This is a genomic window from Flavobacterium sp. LK-23 (assembly GCF_058135255.1).
Genome location: NZ_JBYUVT010000002.1, coordinates 341,796 through 359,014 on the forward strand (window position 1 = coordinate 341,796; position 17,219 = coordinate 359,014).

17 protein-coding genes are annotated in these 17,219 nt (G+C 36.2%); 12 read left to right on the forward strand and 5 right to left on the reverse strand.

Going from position 1 to position 17,219, the window contains the following annotated elements; all coding sequences use genetic code 11:
• Positions 1-12: 12 nt before the first annotated feature.
• The 5 genes from AC3Y25_RS04920 to AC3Y25_RS04940 form a co-directional block, all read right to left on the reverse strand.
• A complete protein-coding gene (locus AC3Y25_RS04920) occupies positions 13-765 on the reverse strand; it encodes an SDR family NAD(P)-dependent oxidoreductase (protein WP_489901967.1) in 753 nt (250 codons plus the stop codon).
• A gap of 3 nt (positions 766-768) precedes the next feature.
• Entirely contained in the window at positions 769-1,092 is a 324-nt protein-coding gene (gene trxA, locus AC3Y25_RS04925) for a thioredoxin (RefSeq protein ID WP_489901968.1), read from the reverse strand.
• Positions 1,093-1,197: 105 nt separating this feature from the next.
• Positions 1,198-2,022, reverse strand: coding sequence for an AraC family transcriptional regulator (locus AC3Y25_RS04930; protein WP_489901969.1), 825 nt, complete (start codon positions 2,020-2,022; stop codon positions 1,198-1,200).
• Positions 2,023-2,149: 127 nt separating this feature from the next.
• Positions 2,150-3,013, reverse strand: a complete 864-nt coding sequence (locus tag AC3Y25_RS04935; RefSeq protein ID WP_489901970.1) for a helix-turn-helix domain-containing protein — start codon at positions 3,011-3,013, stop codon at positions 2,150-2,152.
• Between the two features lie 171 nt (positions 3,014-3,184).
• The gene (locus AC3Y25_RS04940) at positions 3,185-4,084 is read right to left on the reverse strand and encodes a helix-turn-helix domain-containing protein (RefSeq protein WP_489901971.1); all 900 of its coding nucleotides are present in this window, start codon (positions 4,082-4,084) and stop codon (positions 3,185-3,187) included.
• Between the two features lie 195 nt (positions 4,085-4,279).
• Between AC3Y25_RS04940 and AC3Y25_RS04945 the strand changes: the two genes are divergently transcribed.
• The 12 genes from AC3Y25_RS04945 to AC3Y25_RS05000 all read left to right on the forward strand — a co-directional run bounded on the left by AC3Y25_RS04945 (position 4,280) and on the right by AC3Y25_RS05000 (position 17,217).
• On the forward strand, positions 4,280-5,302 hold the full coding sequence (locus tag AC3Y25_RS04945; protein WP_489901972.1) for an LLM class flavin-dependent oxidoreductase: 1,023 nt from the start codon (positions 4,280-4,282) through the stop codon (positions 5,300-5,302).
• 125 nt (positions 5,303-5,427) lie between these two features.
• Positions 5,428-5,976, forward strand: a complete 549-nt coding sequence (locus tag AC3Y25_RS04950; RefSeq protein ID WP_489901973.1) for an OsmC family protein — start codon at positions 5,428-5,430, stop codon at positions 5,974-5,976.
• Between the two features lie 72 nt (positions 5,977-6,048).
• A complete protein-coding gene (locus AC3Y25_RS04955) occupies positions 6,049-6,342 on the forward strand; it encodes a thioredoxin family protein (protein WP_489901974.1) in 294 nt (97 codons plus the stop codon).
• A gap of 25 nt (positions 6,343-6,367) precedes the next feature.
• On the forward strand, positions 6,368-6,997 hold the full coding sequence (locus tag AC3Y25_RS04960) for an FMN-dependent NADH-azoreductase (protein ID WP_489901975.1): 630 nt from the start codon (positions 6,368-6,370) through the stop codon (positions 6,995-6,997).
• 107 nt (positions 6,998-7,104) lie between these two features.
• Positions 7,105-7,506, forward strand: coding sequence for a GlcG/HbpS family heme-binding protein (locus AC3Y25_RS04965; protein ID WP_489901976.1), 402 nt, complete (start codon positions 7,105-7,107; stop codon positions 7,504-7,506).
• A 72-nt stretch (positions 7,507-7,578) separates the two neighbouring features.
• Positions 7,579-8,022, forward strand: a complete 444-nt coding sequence (locus AC3Y25_RS04970; RefSeq protein WP_489901977.1) for a hypothetical protein — start codon at positions 7,579-7,581, stop codon at positions 8,020-8,022.
• A 639-nt stretch (positions 8,023-8,661) separates the two neighbouring features.
• Positions 8,662-9,360 carry a DsbA family oxidoreductase gene (locus AC3Y25_RS04975; RefSeq protein WP_489901978.1) on the forward strand — a complete coding sequence of 233 codons (699 nt, stop codon included), beginning with the start codon at positions 8,662-8,664 and terminating at the stop codon, positions 9,358-9,360.
• Positions 9,361-9,408: 48 nt separating this feature from the next.
• Complete coding sequence (locus tag AC3Y25_RS04980) at positions 9,409-9,795, forward strand: OsmC family protein (RefSeq protein WP_489901979.1); 387 nt, start codon at positions 9,409-9,411, stop codon at positions 9,793-9,795.
• A 70-nt stretch (positions 9,796-9,865) separates the two neighbouring features.
• Positions 9,866-10,624, forward strand: coding sequence for an SDR family NAD(P)-dependent oxidoreductase (locus tag AC3Y25_RS04985; protein ID WP_489901980.1), 759 nt, complete (start codon positions 9,866-9,868; stop codon positions 10,622-10,624).
• A gap of 791 nt (positions 10,625-11,415) precedes the next feature.
• Entirely contained in the window at positions 11,416-11,802 is a 387-nt protein-coding gene (locus AC3Y25_RS04990) for a DUF983 domain-containing protein (protein ID WP_489901981.1), read from the forward strand.
• Positions 11,803-12,656: 854 nt separating this feature from the next.
• Positions 12,657-14,027: a TolC family protein gene (locus AC3Y25_RS04995; protein WP_489901982.1), complete on the forward strand. Its 1,371-nt coding sequence runs from the start codon at positions 12,657-12,659 to the stop codon at positions 14,025-14,027.
• A gap of 10 nt (positions 14,028-14,037) precedes the next feature.
• Positions 14,038-17,217, forward strand: a complete 3,180-nt coding sequence (locus tag AC3Y25_RS05000; RefSeq protein ID WP_489901983.1) for an efflux RND transporter permease subunit — start codon at positions 14,038-14,040, stop codon at positions 17,215-17,217.
• The last annotated feature ends 2 nt before the right edge of the window (positions 17,218-17,219 follow it).

Here is a 17,219-nt window from a genome sequence, read left to right on the forward strand (position 1 = left end):
TAAATCAATAAATTAATTTCTACCGGCCATTACACCACCATCTACATCCCAAATTGCACCTGTTGTCCAACTTGATTTATCAGAAAGCAAGAATATAATTGCATTGGCAACTTCATCTGCTGTTCCGTTTCTTCCTATTGGATGAAAGCCGTTAAATCCTTCTAATGCTTTTTCGGCTGCTGCTTTTCCTCCAAAAACTCCATGATAAACAGGAGTGTTTACAACTGCGGGTGAAACTGCATTTACCCTAATGTTATAATCTGCCAATTCCATCGCCAGGTGCTGTGTTAAAGAATGCAATCCTGCCTTTTGCATAGAGTAAGCTGAAGACGGGGTAGCTTTTACAGCTTGTTTTGCCCACATAGAACCTACATTTACAATACTTCCTGCTCCATTTGCTTTCATTTTTCTGGCAACTGCCTGGGTAATAAAAAAGAAACCACGGTTTAAATTCAAGTACGCCTCATAATCCGAAATTGTATGGTCTAAAAAAGGTTTTGGTTCAAAAATACCCGAAGCGTTAACCAAATAATCTACTCTTGACAGTGAATCAATTTTTGAAATAAAGTTCTCTAAATCATTTACATTAGTAATATCTACCTGATGAGCTTGTACCTTACCTGTTTTTTCAATTTCAGCTTTTACCTCGTTTAATTTAGATCGGGTAATTCCCACTATGTGTACTTCTACACCTTGTGATGCTAATTGAAGTGCTGTGGCTTTGCCTATTCCGCTACTGCCACCTAATATAATTGCTGTTTTCATTTTTTATTTTGTTGTTAAATGAAAATTTAAACTCTCGCTAAGTACATTTCTAGAAAATGACCCTGCCTGTTTTTCTACCATTTGTCCATTTTTGAAATAAAAAATAGCAGGAATACTTCTCACCTGAAACTGTTGTGCCAACTCAGGATTTTGATCTACATTGATCTTGGCAATGGTAGCCCTTCCCTCAAATTCAATATCTAATGTTTCTAATGTTGGGTGTAAAGCCTGACAAGGAGGGCACCAATCTGCATAAAAATCGACTAATACTACTTCGTTATTATTTATGGTTTCCTTAAAATTTGAATTATCTAATTGCTGTATCATTTTTTTAATTTTAATTGTTATTAATAATTTGATAGTGCAAAGTTCAGACAATAAAAAAGGGCATTGTTAGGTAACAATGCCCGAAGAGTAGGTAATTTTTCCCTTCTATTTTTTTTCTTTAAAATCGGTTGGTGAAATGCCTTCTGCATTTTTAAAAAACCTGCCAAAGGTTTGTAAATCTTCAAAACCAATTTCGTAGGCGATTTCCTTTACACTTTTATCACTATGGTGCAATAGGCGTTTTGCCTCCAACATTCTCCTGTCTTGTATAAACTGTAATGGGGTTTTACTTGATATTTTTGAAAATAAATTAGAAAGTGTTTTAGGTGATTTATTTAACATTGCAGCATACTCTGCAACAGTATGTTTTGTCCGAAAGTTTTCTTCTACCAAAAAGTTATACTCTCTGACAAGGTCAATTTGATTATCGGCTATTGCAGTGTATTTTTCCTGTGATTTAAAAATCCTTGTGCACATAATCACAAAACGCTTCAGCAGCAGTTGCAACATTTCAAGTTGATGCTCCTCTTTAGACTGTAATTCTATTTCAAACATTTTCCAAATGGCCTGAAATTTTTCTATTTCCATATCAGGAATATTCAGTATTGGTAATTGTGATGCGCCAAAAAATAAAATTCCTTTGCAGCCTAACTCGCTGTCATGATCAACTATACAATAAAAGGACCTGTTAAAGCGAATCATTTTAGCTTTACATACATTTGAAATATCTACTTTATGAAATTCTGTTAAGCATACGATTTGATTTTTATTAAATTGGTAATCAATACCATCAATAATAATTTTGTTGCTGTCATCCTCAAACCAAAGAAAAGTCAGGGAACTTTCAATAGCATCTTTTTGTACAAAACAATTATTGCTCTGTATATTTTCTAATTGTAAATATTCGTTTGTTATTCCTTTGTAAATCATTACGCTGTTTGGTTTAATCGGCTATGTTTTCGTTACTGTCACCATTACCTTTTTTTCTTTTTCAGATATTATTTTAAAAAAAGGTAAAAACCTTTTCACACTGATGATCAAAAGTATTTATAAAAGTTCAATTTGATAACTGGAATTGTTTGGGTGTTACTCCATGAAATAACTTAAACGACTGAATAAAGCTCGACAAGTTCTCATAACCAAGTTCAAAATATAATTCGTTTACCTTAAAATCTCCCTGTTTCAGCAATTGAGCTGCTTTTTGCATTTTTTTTTCCAGCAGCCATTTATTTGGTGAGGTACCAAAAATAATAGCAAAACGACGTTTAAAAGTAGAGAGGCTCATATGACATAGAAATGCCATCTCCTCGACAGTCATCGTATTGTCAATAGCATCTGTAATAACCTGACGAATCAGCAGATCCTCATTAGCTTCAAAACTTAAACCACGAAGCTGCTGAATTTTTTCAGGATAGTATTCACTTAAGTGAAGCAGTATCTCCTCAAGTTTGAGCTTTCGCATCTCAGAGGATAATGGCAGATTTGAGCTCAGCATAAAACTTAGAGAATTAATGTAGTTTATAAGAAAAGGATCTTTTTCGAACTTCACAATGGGTGTAAGATTGTTTTTACGCTCCAGGGAATGAGGCCTTTGGGTTCTGCGCAGGAAAAAATCAGTTAATAGTTTATTATCGAAAAAGAGCAATATACTGCCGTAATTCCCACTAGGTCCCACATTTTTTTCACTCATCAGACAGTTGCCAGCCGAAAGCAGTAAAAATTCATTTGTGTCAATTTTTATCTGGGTTCCTGCATATTGCACACTTTTTTGCCCCTCGAGTAAAAAACTGAATAAATTTTGCTTCAAGTTAATTCGGCTATTAACACTGCCGACATCTGAATGGTAATACATCAGCGATACAGGTTCTATCCCATTTGCATCAGCTGAATTAGGCAGAGATATAATTACAGAAGGATTCATAAATACTACATATTAGTTACTAACAATGATTTATTGATATAGTGTGTGTACATCATGTATGGCGATATAATCTTATCAGTACTATTAATACTCTGGTTATGGAATATTTGCTCGGCAAAATCTACCATTATATCATACTACAAATAAAAAACTGTATCTATTAGAAAGCTCTTAAGAAATAGATTTTTTAAATTCTGTGGGAGACATTTTTGTATGCTTTTTAAAGTATTTGACAAAGTAAGACGGATCTTCGAATCCAAGATTATAGCCAATCTCGTTTATATGCAGTTTAGAATGGAGTAAAAGGCGTTTGGCTTCAAGAACAATCCTTTCCTGTATCATCAAAGACGGGCTTTTTCCAAGTAACTGGTTGGTAAGATCCGATAATGTCCTGGCCGATATAAGTAACTTTTCTGCATACTTGCCAACAGTCAATCCATTTTTATAATGCTCGTCAATCAAATTATTAAAATGTATTAATAGCATCTTTTTTTCGTCGACATAAAAAGAAGCTTCGCCGATAGTTTTTTCTGATTCTATTTTAATGCGCTGTACCTGCACTAAAAAAGACCTTAAATACATTCTGAGCAGCTCTCCTTGTCCAAAATCATTTTCATGATGCAGCTCTACATTTATCAACTTCAGGTACTGGTCCAAAATTTCATCCATATTTGTTCCAACACAACAAGACGGTCGTTGATAGGGATTATTGAAAATATTGCATTTGAGAAAAAACTCTACCTCGCTGTCTTTTTGTACTATAAAGGATTCATTAAAAACAAGAATTACACCATGATAGTCAATACTGTTATCAAAATAATGAACCTGGTTTTTTGCTATAAAAAATATTGAATTATCTGTAACATCATATTCCTTAAAATCAACGTAATGTTTTCCTATACCTTTTTTAAACCAAATGATCTGGTAATAACTATGAATATGAGGTTTGCTTGCTTTTTCACCATGGTCTTTTAAGTAGCTGTTCATCTCATAGATCTTAAACTGCTGCTTATCGGGTTCATGTAAATTAAGATGGTACTCGTGTATATTTTGATGGATCGCTTTACTCATTGCTGCTTATTATTATGGATGCCCAACTTTTAAAAATAGTATTCTGAATCTTGTTTATAAAAACAAAAGTAGTAGATATTGAGCTTTAATTGCTGAAATGTGCTACTAATAATTACCATCTTTTTTCAATTTCATCCATTTCCAGGTCTTCCGGTCCGCTCTAAATTTGCAGTACAATTAAAGAAACACAAAATTATGACTCCTATATCTATATTAGAACTGGCATTGATTGCTCAAGACAGCGATGCCGGTGACACATTTGAAAAAACAAAAGAGCTTGCCCAATTGGGCGATACATTAGATTATAAACGCTTTTGGTTAGCCGAGCATCATAATATGGCACACGTGGCAAGTACCGCAACTATAGTATTGATGACCTATATTGCCTCTCAAACCAAAGATATCCGAATCGGATCCGGAGGGATTATGTTGCCAAATCATTCACCACTTATTCTTGCTGAACAGTTTGGAACATTAGCAACCCTGTATCCTGACAGGATTGATCTCGGTTTAGGCAGGGCCCCTGGAACTGATACGCAGACTGCCTTAGCGATACAAAAAGATTTCTACGCGCAATCTCAACAGTTCCCTCAAAATATAGAGGCGCTTCAGAGCTATTTTTCTGCGGAGAATGCCAGTGCAAAAGTACGCGCCGCAATTGCCGAAGGCAAGAATGTTCCCATTTGGATATTGGGCTCGAGTACAGATAGTGCAGCTTTGGCAGCATCTAAAGGACTACCATATGTCTTTGCGGGGCATTTTGCTCCAAGACAAATGATGGCAGCTTTTAAATTGTATCGTGATACATTCAAACCTTCCCAATTCCTGAAACAGCCCTATACAATTGCTAGTGTGAATGTTATAGCGGCTGACACTGATGAGCTGGCCGAAAAATTATCTACGAGTTTGTATCAATTTTTTCAAAATTTAGTACAAAATACCGGAAAGTTTTTACAGCCTCCTGTAGATTCCTTAAGCCATCTAATGAATCAAATGACCGAGCAGGCTCGTTTTCAGGTCAACCAAATGACTGCCTGCTCTTTTGTGGGAAGTAAAAATAAACTGGCTCTGGAGCTAAAAGAGTTTATCGGTGATTTTGGAGTGGACGAATTGATGATTCACTCTCCAATATACAACCACCAGGACAAATTAAAAAGTCTGCGTCTTGTTAAAGAAGTTATGGATACTTTAAATCAGGATCATGATGGCAAACTTTAAGGGAGAATCCTGTATTTGGATAAAAATAGCATACCAATAAGTACCATTTTTTTTCCTTTTTGTCCATTTTCAGGTCTTTCTTACCAATATACCTTTGTACTTATTAATTAAACAAAAAAATAATCATGATAAACAATTTCAATTTAGAGGCCCTGGGACAATATGTCGAAGTCATTAAAAATGATGCCAGTGAAGCCGTTGCAGCATTAGCAATTACCGCAAACTGGAAGGGCGGTGTAACTACTGAAATTACTACGCATCCAAAAAAAATAGGCAGTACTCTTGTAGCAAAAGAGTTTAAGTATTTAATCGATGAGCCTCAAGAGTTGCTAGGAAATAATCTTCATCCTAATCCACAGGATTATATCTTAGGTGGCCTTGCAGGATGTATGATGGTGGGATTTGTTGCAGGAGCAACAGTAAAAGGTATAGAATTGGAAAGTGTTTCCCTTACCATTGCAGGAGAACTTGATTTAAGAGGATTTCTTGAAGTAAGCCCCGATGCAAGTATTGGTTTCGAAGCATTAAAATTCAATTTTCTAGTTAAAGGAAGTGGTACTCAGGAAGATTATGATGCTATTGCAGAACACGTTCGAAAAATATCTCCGGGATACAATACAATTGCAAATCCTGTAAAAATCACTATTGACAGGGGGTTAAAAGCAATCGTTTAATTTTAAGAAACAACAGCAATCCACTAATTAAAAACGATTGCTGTTGTTACTAATTTTAAAATATAAAAAACAATGAATTTAGCAAATAAAATAGAGTCCGATCAATTAACAATGATCAACTTTCACGCTACATGGTGCCCTCCTTGTATAGCAATGAAACCAGATTTAGACCAGGTTCTCTCAAAATATGGAGAAGTGATTCATTATGAAAGAATAGATATTGACCAGAACCCGGATTTGGTGAAGTTATTTGAAATAAGAACCGTACCTACCACTATGCTTTTAAAAAAAGGAAAGTTAAAATGGCAGCAAACAGGTATGGTGCCCGCTGGTGAATTAGGAAAAATAATTAATGAACATGTTTAATCAGAATTAATCAAAACCAAAAAAAATGAAAAAACTATTGCACATTATCAGCTCACCAAGAAAAGAGAAATCTAAATCAGGGGCTATTGCTCAGGAATTTTTAAAACAATACAAATTATCAAATCCTGATGCTATTATTGATGAATTAAATCTTTGGGATGATACTATCCCAACATTTGATGGAGATAAAGCTGCTGCCAAGATGACTTTTTTTGGAGATGGTACTCTCAATGAAGAGTTAAAATCTTCCTGGGACAAAGTGGTTGAGGTTACAGAGCGGTTTTCATCGGCAGATGAGTATCTCATTACTGTTCCAATGTGGAATGGCGGGATTCCCTGGGTATTAAAGCACTATATAGATACTGTTTCACAACCCGGTTTAACTTTTGGTTTTGGGCCTGAGGGTTACTTTCCTTTACTGAAAGATAAAAAAGCCTGTGTAATATACACCTCAGGGGTGTATAGTCCCGGTGTACCTGCTGAACTTGGCCTGGACTTTCAGGTTTCTTATGTAAACTGGTGGCTTGGACTGGTAGGGATTAAAGATATCTATCCAATTAAATTTTTAGGTAATCTGGTCAACCCGGATGCCGAAAAAGATGCTTCAAAAGCACTCGAATCAGCTGCTTTGATCGCCAAAGATTGTTTTGTATAAAGATAATTTGAATCAACATCTTCAAATAGAATAAATACCATCTTATAATAACATAAAGCAGTACTGGATAGTCTTTAATTAGGATAAAATTATAAAAAATAAAAAAAATGGATATTACATTAGAACAAGCAGAAAGAGTTATAGCAGCTGCAAAAAGAAAATCAATAGAAATAAATACTAAAATGGTTATCTCTGTTTTAGATGCAGGGACCAACCTGGTTGCACTGGCCAGAATGGATGATGCTTTGCTTGGCTCTATAGATGTTTCTATTAAAAAGGCAAAAACATCAGCTTTGTTACAAATGGACACTGCAACATTGACTCCATTAGTAAAACCAGACGGACCTTTCTTTAATCTGGAGCACAGCAATGGAGGTCTAATAACTTTTGCCGGTGGCGTAGTAATTAAAAATTCAGCAGGTATAGTAATTGGGGCAATTGGCGTAAGTGGTGGCAGCTTAGAAGATGACCACACAGTAGCCCAAGCCGGATCAAAAGCAATCTTATAAAAGAGGCCTGTTTTAAGGCTACGGTTTCTTATTGAGCGTTATGTTTTTTCAATCACACTAAAATATTTTAAAATGAAAACAAATTTTTTATTAACATTAATTTTATTAACAGTTCTAATTTTCAATTCAAGCTACAGTAATGCGCAAACCCAGACATTAGGAAACAAAGTAGAATACCACGGCTCTAACAAGAAACTGGCAGTTATGGTTTCAGACGTTAATCATTTTAAAGCAACTGCAGAAACTATAGAATTGTTAAAACTTAAGGAAAACGGATTAACTTTTGAAATTGTAATAGTGGGTATTTTAGCAAAAGAAATCATTGAGAATCAAGAGTTAATAAAAATCATTGACAGGATAGAAAAGACAGGGGCCAAATTGGTTATTTGTGAATATGCCCTGGACATTCTAAAAGTTGACAAATCAAAACTTGACAAACGAATTAGCATTACTCCAAACGCTTTGATATATATGTTTGAACTGGAGGATAAAGGATATCATACTCTGGTTTTTTAAGCGCCAGCCTATATTATGGGATATGCCCTCTTTAAAGCTCATTTTAGAGCAATATAAAAGGCGACAAAACTTTGTAATAAATAGCAAATGCATCGTTTTTGCTTTTTAATTGTAATTTTTTAGCCTGTAAATATTCAAGTTATTTTGCTAAAGAACAGCTCCTGGGCTCATTTTCCCGATCGATACTCCAGGTTATTTAAATGATAAACAGACTTGTAATTGTTCCATAAATATTAGACAAAGATTTTGCACTAGCTCGTCTTGCGAGAATTCACTGGCTTGTATACTGAATCCCTCTTTGTTTAATATTCTAGAAATTTTCTAAATAGTCCAGCAATCCTTTACCAATAAGTACCATGTTTTTTCAATTTTATCCATTTTCCGGTCTCTTTATACACTATACCTTTGTCATTGAATTACATAAAACAAATCATTGATGGCCATGTTTGATTCAAATTAATCAAAACCAAAAGATGAAAAAAAATATCACATATTATCACAACAGTTTCAGATAATGAGTGCAAAGGGTCAAGTTATTCAAATAGGGAAAAGAAATGCAATAATTCCTATTAGCTGATGGGAAGAAACTCGCAAAATAGGCAATGAAAATATTTAATTAACTATTAAAAAAACAAGAAAATGAAAATACAAGTTTGGTCAGATATAATGTGTCCTTTCTGCTACATAGCAAAGAAAAATTTTGAGAAAGCACTGGACAATTCTCCATTTAAAAGTCAAGTAGAAGTAGAATGGAAAAGTTTTCAGTTAGATCCTGATTTGAAAGAGAACTCAGGAAAGATGAGTATCAATGAATATTTTATGAATCGTAAAGGTTTTTCCGAACCTCAGTTGAAGCAATTTCAACAGCAATTAAAAGAAATGGGAAAAGTGGCCGGGATCACATTCAATCAGGATATCACCATTGCTGCGGAGACTTTCACAGCGCACAAATTATTGCATCTGGCTAAAGAATACAATAAAGCCGATGCAATGGAAGAGGCTTTGTTTGAAGCGCATTTTGTTAATGGTAAAAACATTGCAGATGTAGAGTTTCTAGTTTCATTAGCCGAAGAATTAGGCTTAGACAAAGAAAAAGCCAGAAAGATTTTAACTGAAGACCACTATGATTATCAGGTCAAACAGGATATTATGGAAGCAAAAAACCTGGGTATTTCCGGGGTCCCTTACTATCTTTTAGATAATAAATACGGCATTTCCGGAGCACAGCCTATTGAGCTTTTTGTAAAAGCACTTACACAGACCTATCAGGAAAGCATCGTTAATCTATCAGAAGAATCTAACGGTAATATGTGCGGAATTGACGGCTGCAGTATTTAAGCTCAGAACTAAAAATAAAAAATTAATAACAATAAAAATTATAACAAAATGATGAAACTAATAGAAACGACTTACGAAGGTCGATACGTATCGAAAACAAATTCACCGCTTAGCAATGATCCAATCAAAGTAGATCCTAAATTTGGACCTATTGATCTTTTAATGGGCTCTTATGCAAGCTGCATGTTGGCAACAGTTGATTTTTACGCAAGAAAAAAAGATTTCGAGGTAAATAGTTCAAGAAGCGAACTTTCTTATGAAATGCATGCCGATGGCAATAGAGTGGGAACAATCAATATCAAGATATTTTTTGATAAAGATTATACTGCTGAGCAAAAAGAAATCATGGAAGATTCTGCAAAAAACCTATGTCACGTAGGAAGCAGTCTGAATCCTGAAATTGTAAAAAATTATCAATTTACATACCAAGCTTAATAGCACGTATTGATTCCACTCAAAACAATTGTCTTTAAAAGAATTAAAATAACATATAAAAAATATTAAAATGGAACAATCATTAATAGTTGGTGGCTCAACCGGAATAGGAAAATCCACAGCAGAGTTACTAATTGAAAAAGGAATTGAAGTAGCACTTGTTGGAAGAAGTGTGGAGAGTCTAAATAAAGCAAAAGCAGAATTAGAGGGTAAAGGTGGAAAAGTAAAAATATATGCCCTTGATTTATCTGATATGGCAGCAGTTGATGCATTTAACAGTAACCTGAAAAAAGAATTGCCTAATTTGAAATATTTGGTAAACAGCGCAGGACACTACACCCCTGTTTCATTCCTGGATCATACAGAGAAAGACTATGACAGCTTTCAAACTTACACTAAAGCATTCTTTTTTATCACACAGGCAGCTGCAAAAATAATGAAAGAGAACAACAATGGTGGTTCTGTAGTGAATATTGGTGCTGCTCTGATGCATCATGCCATTAAAGCCGGACCAGCATCTTCTTACATGGTAGGAAAAGCAGGACTAGTAGCATTAACCAAACAATTGGCTATCGAATTAGCTGAATACAAAATCAGAATTAATTCGGTTAACCCAGGTTTTGTGGTTACTCCTATTTTCAAAACATTTATGGAGGAAGATAAAATTGCTGAAAACCTTGCAGCATTTGATGTTTACCATCCATTAGGAGGTGTTGGACAACCCGAAGATGTAGCAAAAACAATTTACTTCCTGCTTTCTGATCAGACAAGCTGGGTAACCGGTGCGACCTGGACTGTAGACGGGGGGCTTTTAGCAGGGCAAAACTAAATTTTAATTTAGTACTGTACATTCATAACGCTCAAGACAGAAAACTAAGTTTTACTGTCTTGAGCCTTGTGCTATTCAAGATTTTTTACTATTAATTTATAATTCCTGTAAACCCAATGTCAGATTTATCATTTGTATCCCTAAGAGGCAATCGCGCTTATAATACGGTATTAAGACCAGACTTTGAACTCTACTTTGAAGCATCTAAAAATGTGTACCATGCTATTAACTCCCTGGTTAGGTTTTGGACATACTAAAAAAGGAATGTTCCAAATAGTATATACCTGTTTTGACCAGCAGGCATTACAAGTGGCCGTGACACGGCTAGATTGCTATCTGATAACTTTATCTCCAAGAACATAGAAAATGAAGATACTGCTGCTCCTATCCATTATAAGGATAAAGCAGAGTTGTAAAGATTTACGCTAAAGAGAGTGGAAAACCAGAGATATGACACTATAACTAAAGATCGAAAACAGACCTCTAAAAAACAAAGAATATGCTGAAATATTTTAGAAATTTACCTTTAATGGTATATGCAAAGTTAATTTTCGCAATACTTTTAATCGCGATGGGAATTATTGAAAAAAACACCTATATCAGTATTATGGGAATTGTATTGGGGCTGTTTGCTTTTTTACTCAAGGGGGATTGTCCGGGTAATACCTGTACCCCTAATTATAGAAAGAAAAGAGTACGAAGATAAATAACCTGGACCTTTTACTAGCTATCAGAAAGCTTTAAATTAACAACATAGCTCATCAATTTGGGCTTAAAATCATATATAAGAAATGAAAAAAGGATCAAAATTAAACAGTATTTTAACAGGAAGTTGTCCTAAATGTCAAAATGAGAATATGTATTTGGATAAAAATCTACTACATTTAGGTTCTGTTCTCAAAATGCATGAGAAATGCAGCCACTGTGGGCTAAAATATCAAATAGAGCCTTCTTTTTTTTATGGGGCAATGTATGTAAGTTATGCACTGAACGTTGCTCTGGGTATTGCTAGTTTCATTATCTCATTTTTTTTCTTTAATTCAAGTATAAAAACATCGTTTATTGCCATTATAGTAACACTGACTATTTTATTTCCAATAGTGCTAAGGGTATCGAGAAATATTTATATCAACATGTTTGTTTCCTATGATCCAAAGACAAATATAAAAAATACTTAGCTATCTAAAACACCTAACTTCGAGAAAGGATACCTTTAATTAATACTTTTTCCTTTTTCAAGTCAGGGTATCAGAACATTGGAAAATAGCCCCTAAGCTTTTAATTGAATATAAAATACTATACTTTCTTCACTATCTGCATTGCTGGTACTGGGTACTGCGAAGAGGAGATTCTATAACTTATTAAACAATCAACAAGAATATATCAGGCATAGATTTTTAATTCAGTTTAGGAAAACCTAACTCTCAGTAAATCGTGTCTGAAGAATTTAAAGAATATATTTTTCTTGCTTTATAAAGCAAATAGAAGTAAATTTGAAAATCTATGAACAGGACTTTATCACATATTCCAAAATATTCTCAGCGTTACTTCTTGGTATTTGCTGTTATAATTTTGATCCTGTTTTCCTGTCCGGTCAAAAGCAGTATTAAAACTCTTGCTGGTATCCCTCCTAATACTGAACGAAATCTAAATCTTAGCAATAATACTAGTTACAGTAGTTTAGAAAAATGTGAGAATAGTGAAACTGCAAATTCAAAAGTTTCACAGGAGATTTCTTTTAAAACAATTAGTTTATTGCCAGCCGTGTTACTTACGGACAATTTTGCTTTCCTGTTTGAATCCCTACAAATCAAGCAGCTATCACACCCCTTATACAAGAGGTTAAAAATCGCAGGTACATTACCAATATTCCTTCAGTACCAAAAACTTATTATTTGATAACTTTCTTATTAATTTTTCTCCTATTGGCTTAAAGGCTTCAATAGGAAAATTTTCTATTTCTTTCATTCAAATAATCTTTGGTCGTCTTTACGGCCTTTCATAATTCTGTAGTAGTATGATAAAATACATTATGGCAATCACAGTAATGTGGTTTGCCATTGCTGTCGCGTTTCCAATATATGGACAGCAAAAAAAAGAAAATACCTTAGGTACTTTATGGCCAAAAGTAGAAGAAAGCTATCCAGGCATTGGGTCAAAAACAGCTGAAATTGATGCAGCAAAGTTCAATGAACGGGCGATAAAAAGTAATATGCTTCCGCAGATAAAAGCACAGACACAAAATACTTACGGAACCTATGAGGGAAGTGCAGGTGCATTTTTTCCGCAGGCTGGTTTTTTCAATGTGAGTGGTTCTGCAATGCCGATAAATGGTAGCTCAACGGCAGCCAATACTTTTGGCTCTGCCACTGTTGAATGGGAATTGTTTTCTTTCGGAAAGCTCCGTAAGCAAAATCAAGCTGCAGGTGCATTATATAACAAATCAGTTAGTGAAAAAGATGCCTATTTACTCAATCTGAAAAAGACATTGTCAGAACGATACATCACTCTTTTGTACAATAATGCTAAATTACAATTGGCTGAGAAGAATTCTCAGCGCCTTGATGATATTCGCAAAATAACCTCGGGCTTGTCCGCATCGGGTTTAAGGCCAGCGGCAGACAGCCTACTAACCTCAGCGTCTTATATACAGGCACTAGGCGAACAAGATCAATGGAACGGTTTTAAAAACGCCTCTCTTATCAAGCTATTAGAGCTCTACGGCGGTGATTCGGTTGATTATTCAACATCTGCCAGCCATTTTGATAATCCAGCCGATAATAATTTAAACCAGTTAAAGGCTATAAATCCCTCACATCCCGTTTTAGATGCTTTGGATAAAAAATCCGAGTATTACACCTTGAGTGGCCAAGCACAAAAAAGAGCTTCTTTGCCTTCTATAAACCTGTTGGGCGGTTATGCTTATCGAGGTACGGGTATAAGCCGCTATGGGGCGGTATCGGGAGCGTGGAACGATGGTTTTAGCAATACAACCAATAATTTTCTTGCAGGTATAGGTATCACTTGGAACTTGACAAGCCTGCATACTAACCGCCTAAAAGGGGAAGAACTTTTCAAAGAAGCGGAAGGTATCAACTTACTTCATTCTCAATATCAACAGGCTATGCAGGCAGATTTTTCAGCCTCGAAAGTAAAAATTATGCAGCAGTACAAACAGATTCAGAAAACGAAACTTGCCGTACAACAATCTAAGGATGCTTATAATATGTATCTGGCGAGGTATAAAAGTGGCTTGATTACGTTAAGTGAACTCTTGCAGATACGCATTTTATCCGAACAAGCAGAAAACACCCATATCGATGCTTCACGAGATTATTGGTTTTTGCTCGCGTACCAAGCAGAACTGACTGCCGATTTCGATTTTTTATTTAACAACCTTTAATTAATCGTATATGAACATTATAAGATTTGCGTTAAGAAAACCTATTGCCATTATGGTCGTTGTACTGACCATAATTTTCTTTTCCTACAATACCGTAAAAAAAATAAATGTAGATATTTTTCCCGAAGTGGAATTACCTGCAATGTATATTGCTATGCCTTATGGTGGACTATCCCCGGCTTATATGGACGGGTTTATGGCAAACGAGTTCCAGAAGGTACTTCTATTTGTTAGTGGTGTAAAAAATATTGATTTTAAAAGCGTGCAGGGTTTGACCCTGATGAAACTGACCTTTTATCCTGGAACCGATATGGCACAAGCTGCAGGAGAGGTCTCTACATCTGTTTCAAGGGCAATGGGCTTTCTTCCAGCTGGAGCTGTACCACCAATGGTAGTACGATTTGATGGAAGTTCGCTTCCTGTAGGTAATCTTGTTTTTGAAAGTGACCAGCGTTCGGTCAACGAACTTCAGACGCTTGCCATTACAAAGATAAGGCCTATGTTTACTGAAATCCCTGGTATTACTTCTCCAGCTCCCTTTGGAGGAAACATTCGCTCGATTGTTATTAAAATTGACTCTGAAGCGATGCAGTCAAATGGGTTAAGTCCTGAAGATATTACGGTTGCCATTACCAAAAACAGTCTTCCATCACCAGCCGGTAATATCCGCATAGGCGATGAAAACTTAATGGCACCCATCAATTCCATTGCTAAAGGACCTGAAGAGTTACTGAAAACACCAGTAAAAACGAGTGATAATCGTACGGTGTATGTTGGAGATGTGGCTCGTGTGGAAGATGGAGCCGACCAAACGGTTGGTTATGCCCTGGTGAATGGCAAGCGTTCAGTTTATTTGCCTATTATCAAGAAGGCAGATGCCTCTACATTGGATGCCGTGCAGAACTTAAAAGATGCCATCCCTATGCTGAAAAACCAACTGCCAGAAGATGTGAAAGTAAGCTATGAGTTCGACCAGTCCATTTATATCGAACGCTCGCTTTCCAACCTTATCCACGAGGGCATTCTTGGAGCTGTTTTCACAGGATTAGTAATATTATTGTTCTTAGGCGATACCCGTGGAGCTATCATTGTAGTGCTGACCATTCCGATTGCTATCCTGTCGGCCGTTACAGTCTTGTATCTTTTCGGACAGACCATCAATATTATGACATTGAGCGGTCTTGCCCTGTCTATTGGTATTCTGGTCGACGAAGCTACGGTAACTATAGAAAATATACACCAGCATATGGAAATGCACAAACCCAAACAGAGAGCTATCCTGGATGCTTTACTTGAAATTTCTATTCCAAAATTGCTAATATTATTCTGTATTCTTGCTGTGTTGACACCTGCTTTTATTATGACAGGCATTCCGAAAGACATGTTTATGCCTTTGTCTATGGCTGTTGCCTTTGCAATGATTGCTTCCTTTTTGGCTTCACAGACTTTTGTTCCAATACTGGCAAATTGGATGATGAAGAATAAGCACAATACAGAAGCCAATACACCTAGGAAACGAGCTTTCTTTGAAAAATTTCGTGTAAATTATTCCTATCAGATGCGTAAATGGTCAACCAAAGCATTACCGCTTTTTGCAATCTATGTACTGCTTGCAAGTGTTATCGCAGGTATATTATTAACCCTTGTCGGAACAGATGTAATGCCTGTTTCCAATAACGGCGATTTTCAAATGCGCATACAGGCTCCACAAGGAAGCAGACTCGAAAAAACAGAACAGATTGTCAAAGATATTACTGAGGATATTAAAGCAGAACTACCCGAAAACGGCTTAAATATTACCTCAGCATTTGTTGGTATGCATCCTGCAGGGTCGCCTATCAACCCCATATTCCTTTTTACTAATTCTTCCCACGAAGCTGTTTTGCAAATTTCGGTCAATCAGGATATTTACAGTGGATCTATGGAAGATTTTAAAGAGAAAGTCCGTAAAAAGATTGCTAAGAAGTATCCCAGAGTTGCTTTCAATTTTGAATCGATGGAGCTGACAGAAAAGATTATGGGACAGGGAGCAATGACACCTATTGAAGTCAAAGTTGGAGCCAATCAGGTAAAAGGTGCTTTTGCACACGCATCAAAGATTGAAGCAAACCTGAAAAAAGTTCCTTATCTACGAGATGTCCGCATTGCAGAACCTATTGCTTATCCAAATCTGGAAATCGAGGTAAATCGTGACCTTGCCGGGCAGTTCGGACTGACGATCCAGGACATTACAAGAACCCTTGTGACGGCAACCTCATCTACCCGTTTTACTGACAAAAATCTTTGGATTGATCCAAAATCAGGACTAGTATTCCAGACACAGGTACAGATACCCGAGGGAGTTATGTCATCGGAAGAAAGATTACGATCGCTTCCATTGAAAGCGGGAAGTCTTCGCCCAGTATTAGAGGATGTGGCAACCATAAAAAGGACTACCGCTCCTGCACAGGTAAACAGAAAGGGGCCTAACCGTTACGTTACCATAGTGGCTAATGTGTACGGAAAAGATTTGGGTACTGCTTCAAAGGCAGTTAAGCAGTCCATTAAAGACGCAGGAGAGCCTCCTCGTGGAACCATTGTTTGGACAGAGGGAGCATTAAAGCTTTTAGATGATACATTGGGTAATCTTTTGGCAGGTTTGGGTGTTGCCATTGTTGCCATATTCCTGATGCTTTCGGCATATTACCAATCGTTTAAAGTTCCATTAGTTATCCTCTCGGTAGTACCTGCCGTAATTGCGGGAAGCCTCATCATACTTTTCTTGACAGGAAGTACACTTAACCTGCAATCTTATATGGGAATTATTATGTCACTCGGTGTATCGGTTTCCAATGCAGTATTATTGGTCAATCAAGCAGAATATTATCGCAAAAAACTGGAACTGAAACCAGCCAACGCCGCAACACTTGCAGCTTCTTCTCGATTAAGACCAGTGCTAATGACTGCCGCAGCGATGCTTGCTGGTATGTTGCCAATGGCAATGGGATTGGGTGACGGAGCAGAGCAGGTAGCTCCTTTGGGTAGAGCTGTTATTGGCGGGTTGATTGCTTCTACCGTAACCATTCTGTTATTAGTTCCTCATTTCTTTTCCTCACTGATGTCACGAACTTCTCTAGTCAGTCCTTCATTAGACCCTGATGATAATCAAAGCAGGTATTATGCAGAGCAATCCGAAAAACAAACGATATAATA

What these genes read in the sequence shown, in the direction of transcription:
- AC3Y25_RS04940 (WP_489901971.1), bottom strand. Translation starts at nt 4,084, where the DNA reads ATGAGTAAAGCGATCCATCAAAATATACACGAGTACCATCTTAATTTA.
- AC3Y25_RS04945 (WP_489901972.1), top strand. Translation starts at nt 4,280, where the DNA reads ATGACTCCTATATCTATATTAGAACTGGCATTGATTGCTCAAGACAGC.
- AC3Y25_RS04935 (WP_489901970.1), bottom strand. Translation starts at nt 3,013, where the DNA reads ATGAATCCTTCTGTAATTATATCTCTGCCTAATTCAGCTGATGCAAAT.
- AC3Y25_RS04980 (WP_489901979.1), top strand. Translation starts at nt 9,409, where the DNA reads ATGATGAAACTAATAGAAACGACTTACGAAGGTCGATACGTATCGAAA.
- AC3Y25_RS04920 (WP_489901967.1), bottom strand. Translation starts at nt 765, where the DNA reads ATGAAAACAGCAATTATATTAGGTGGCAGTAGCGGAATAGGCAAAGCC.
- AC3Y25_RS04975 (WP_489901978.1), top strand. Translation starts at nt 8,662, where the DNA reads ATGAAAATACAAGTTTGGTCAGATATAATGTGTCCTTTCTGCTACATA.
- AC3Y25_RS04930 (WP_489901969.1), bottom strand. Translation starts at nt 2,022, where the DNA reads ATGATTTACAAAGGAATAACAAACGAATATTTACAATTAGAAAATATA.
- AC3Y25_RS04990 (WP_489901981.1), top strand. Translation starts at nt 11,416, where the DNA reads ATGAAAAAAGGATCAAAATTAAACAGTATTTTAACAGGAAGTTGTCCT.
- AC3Y25_RS04970 (WP_489901977.1), top strand. Translation starts at nt 7,579, where the DNA reads ATGAAAACAAATTTTTTATTAACATTAATTTTATTAACAGTTCTAATT.
- AC3Y25_RS04965 (WP_489901976.1), top strand. Translation starts at nt 7,105, where the DNA reads ATGGATATTACATTAGAACAAGCAGAAAGAGTTATAGCAGCTGCAAAA.
- AC3Y25_RS04955 (WP_489901974.1), top strand. Translation starts at nt 6,049, where the DNA reads ATGAATTTAGCAAATAAAATAGAGTCCGATCAATTAACAATGATCAAC.
- AC3Y25_RS04960 (WP_489901975.1), top strand. Translation starts at nt 6,368, where the DNA reads ATGAAAAAACTATTGCACATTATCAGCTCACCAAGAAAAGAGAAATCT.
- AC3Y25_RS04995 (WP_489901982.1), top strand. Translation starts at nt 12,657, where the DNA reads ATGGCAATCACAGTAATGTGGTTTGCCATTGCTGTCGCGTTTCCAATA.
- AC3Y25_RS04950 (WP_489901973.1), top strand. Translation starts at nt 5,428, where the DNA reads ATGATAAACAATTTCAATTTAGAGGCCCTGGGACAATATGTCGAAGTC.
- AC3Y25_RS04985 (WP_489901980.1), top strand. Translation starts at nt 9,866, where the DNA reads ATGGAACAATCATTAATAGTTGGTGGCTCAACCGGAATAGGAAAATCC.
- AC3Y25_RS05000 (WP_489901983.1), top strand. Translation starts at nt 14,038, where the DNA reads ATGAACATTATAAGATTTGCGTTAAGAAAACCTATTGCCATTATGGTC.
- trxA (WP_489901968.1), bottom strand. Translation starts at nt 1,092, where the DNA reads ATGATACAGCAATTAGATAATTCAAATTTTAAGGAAACCATAAATAAT.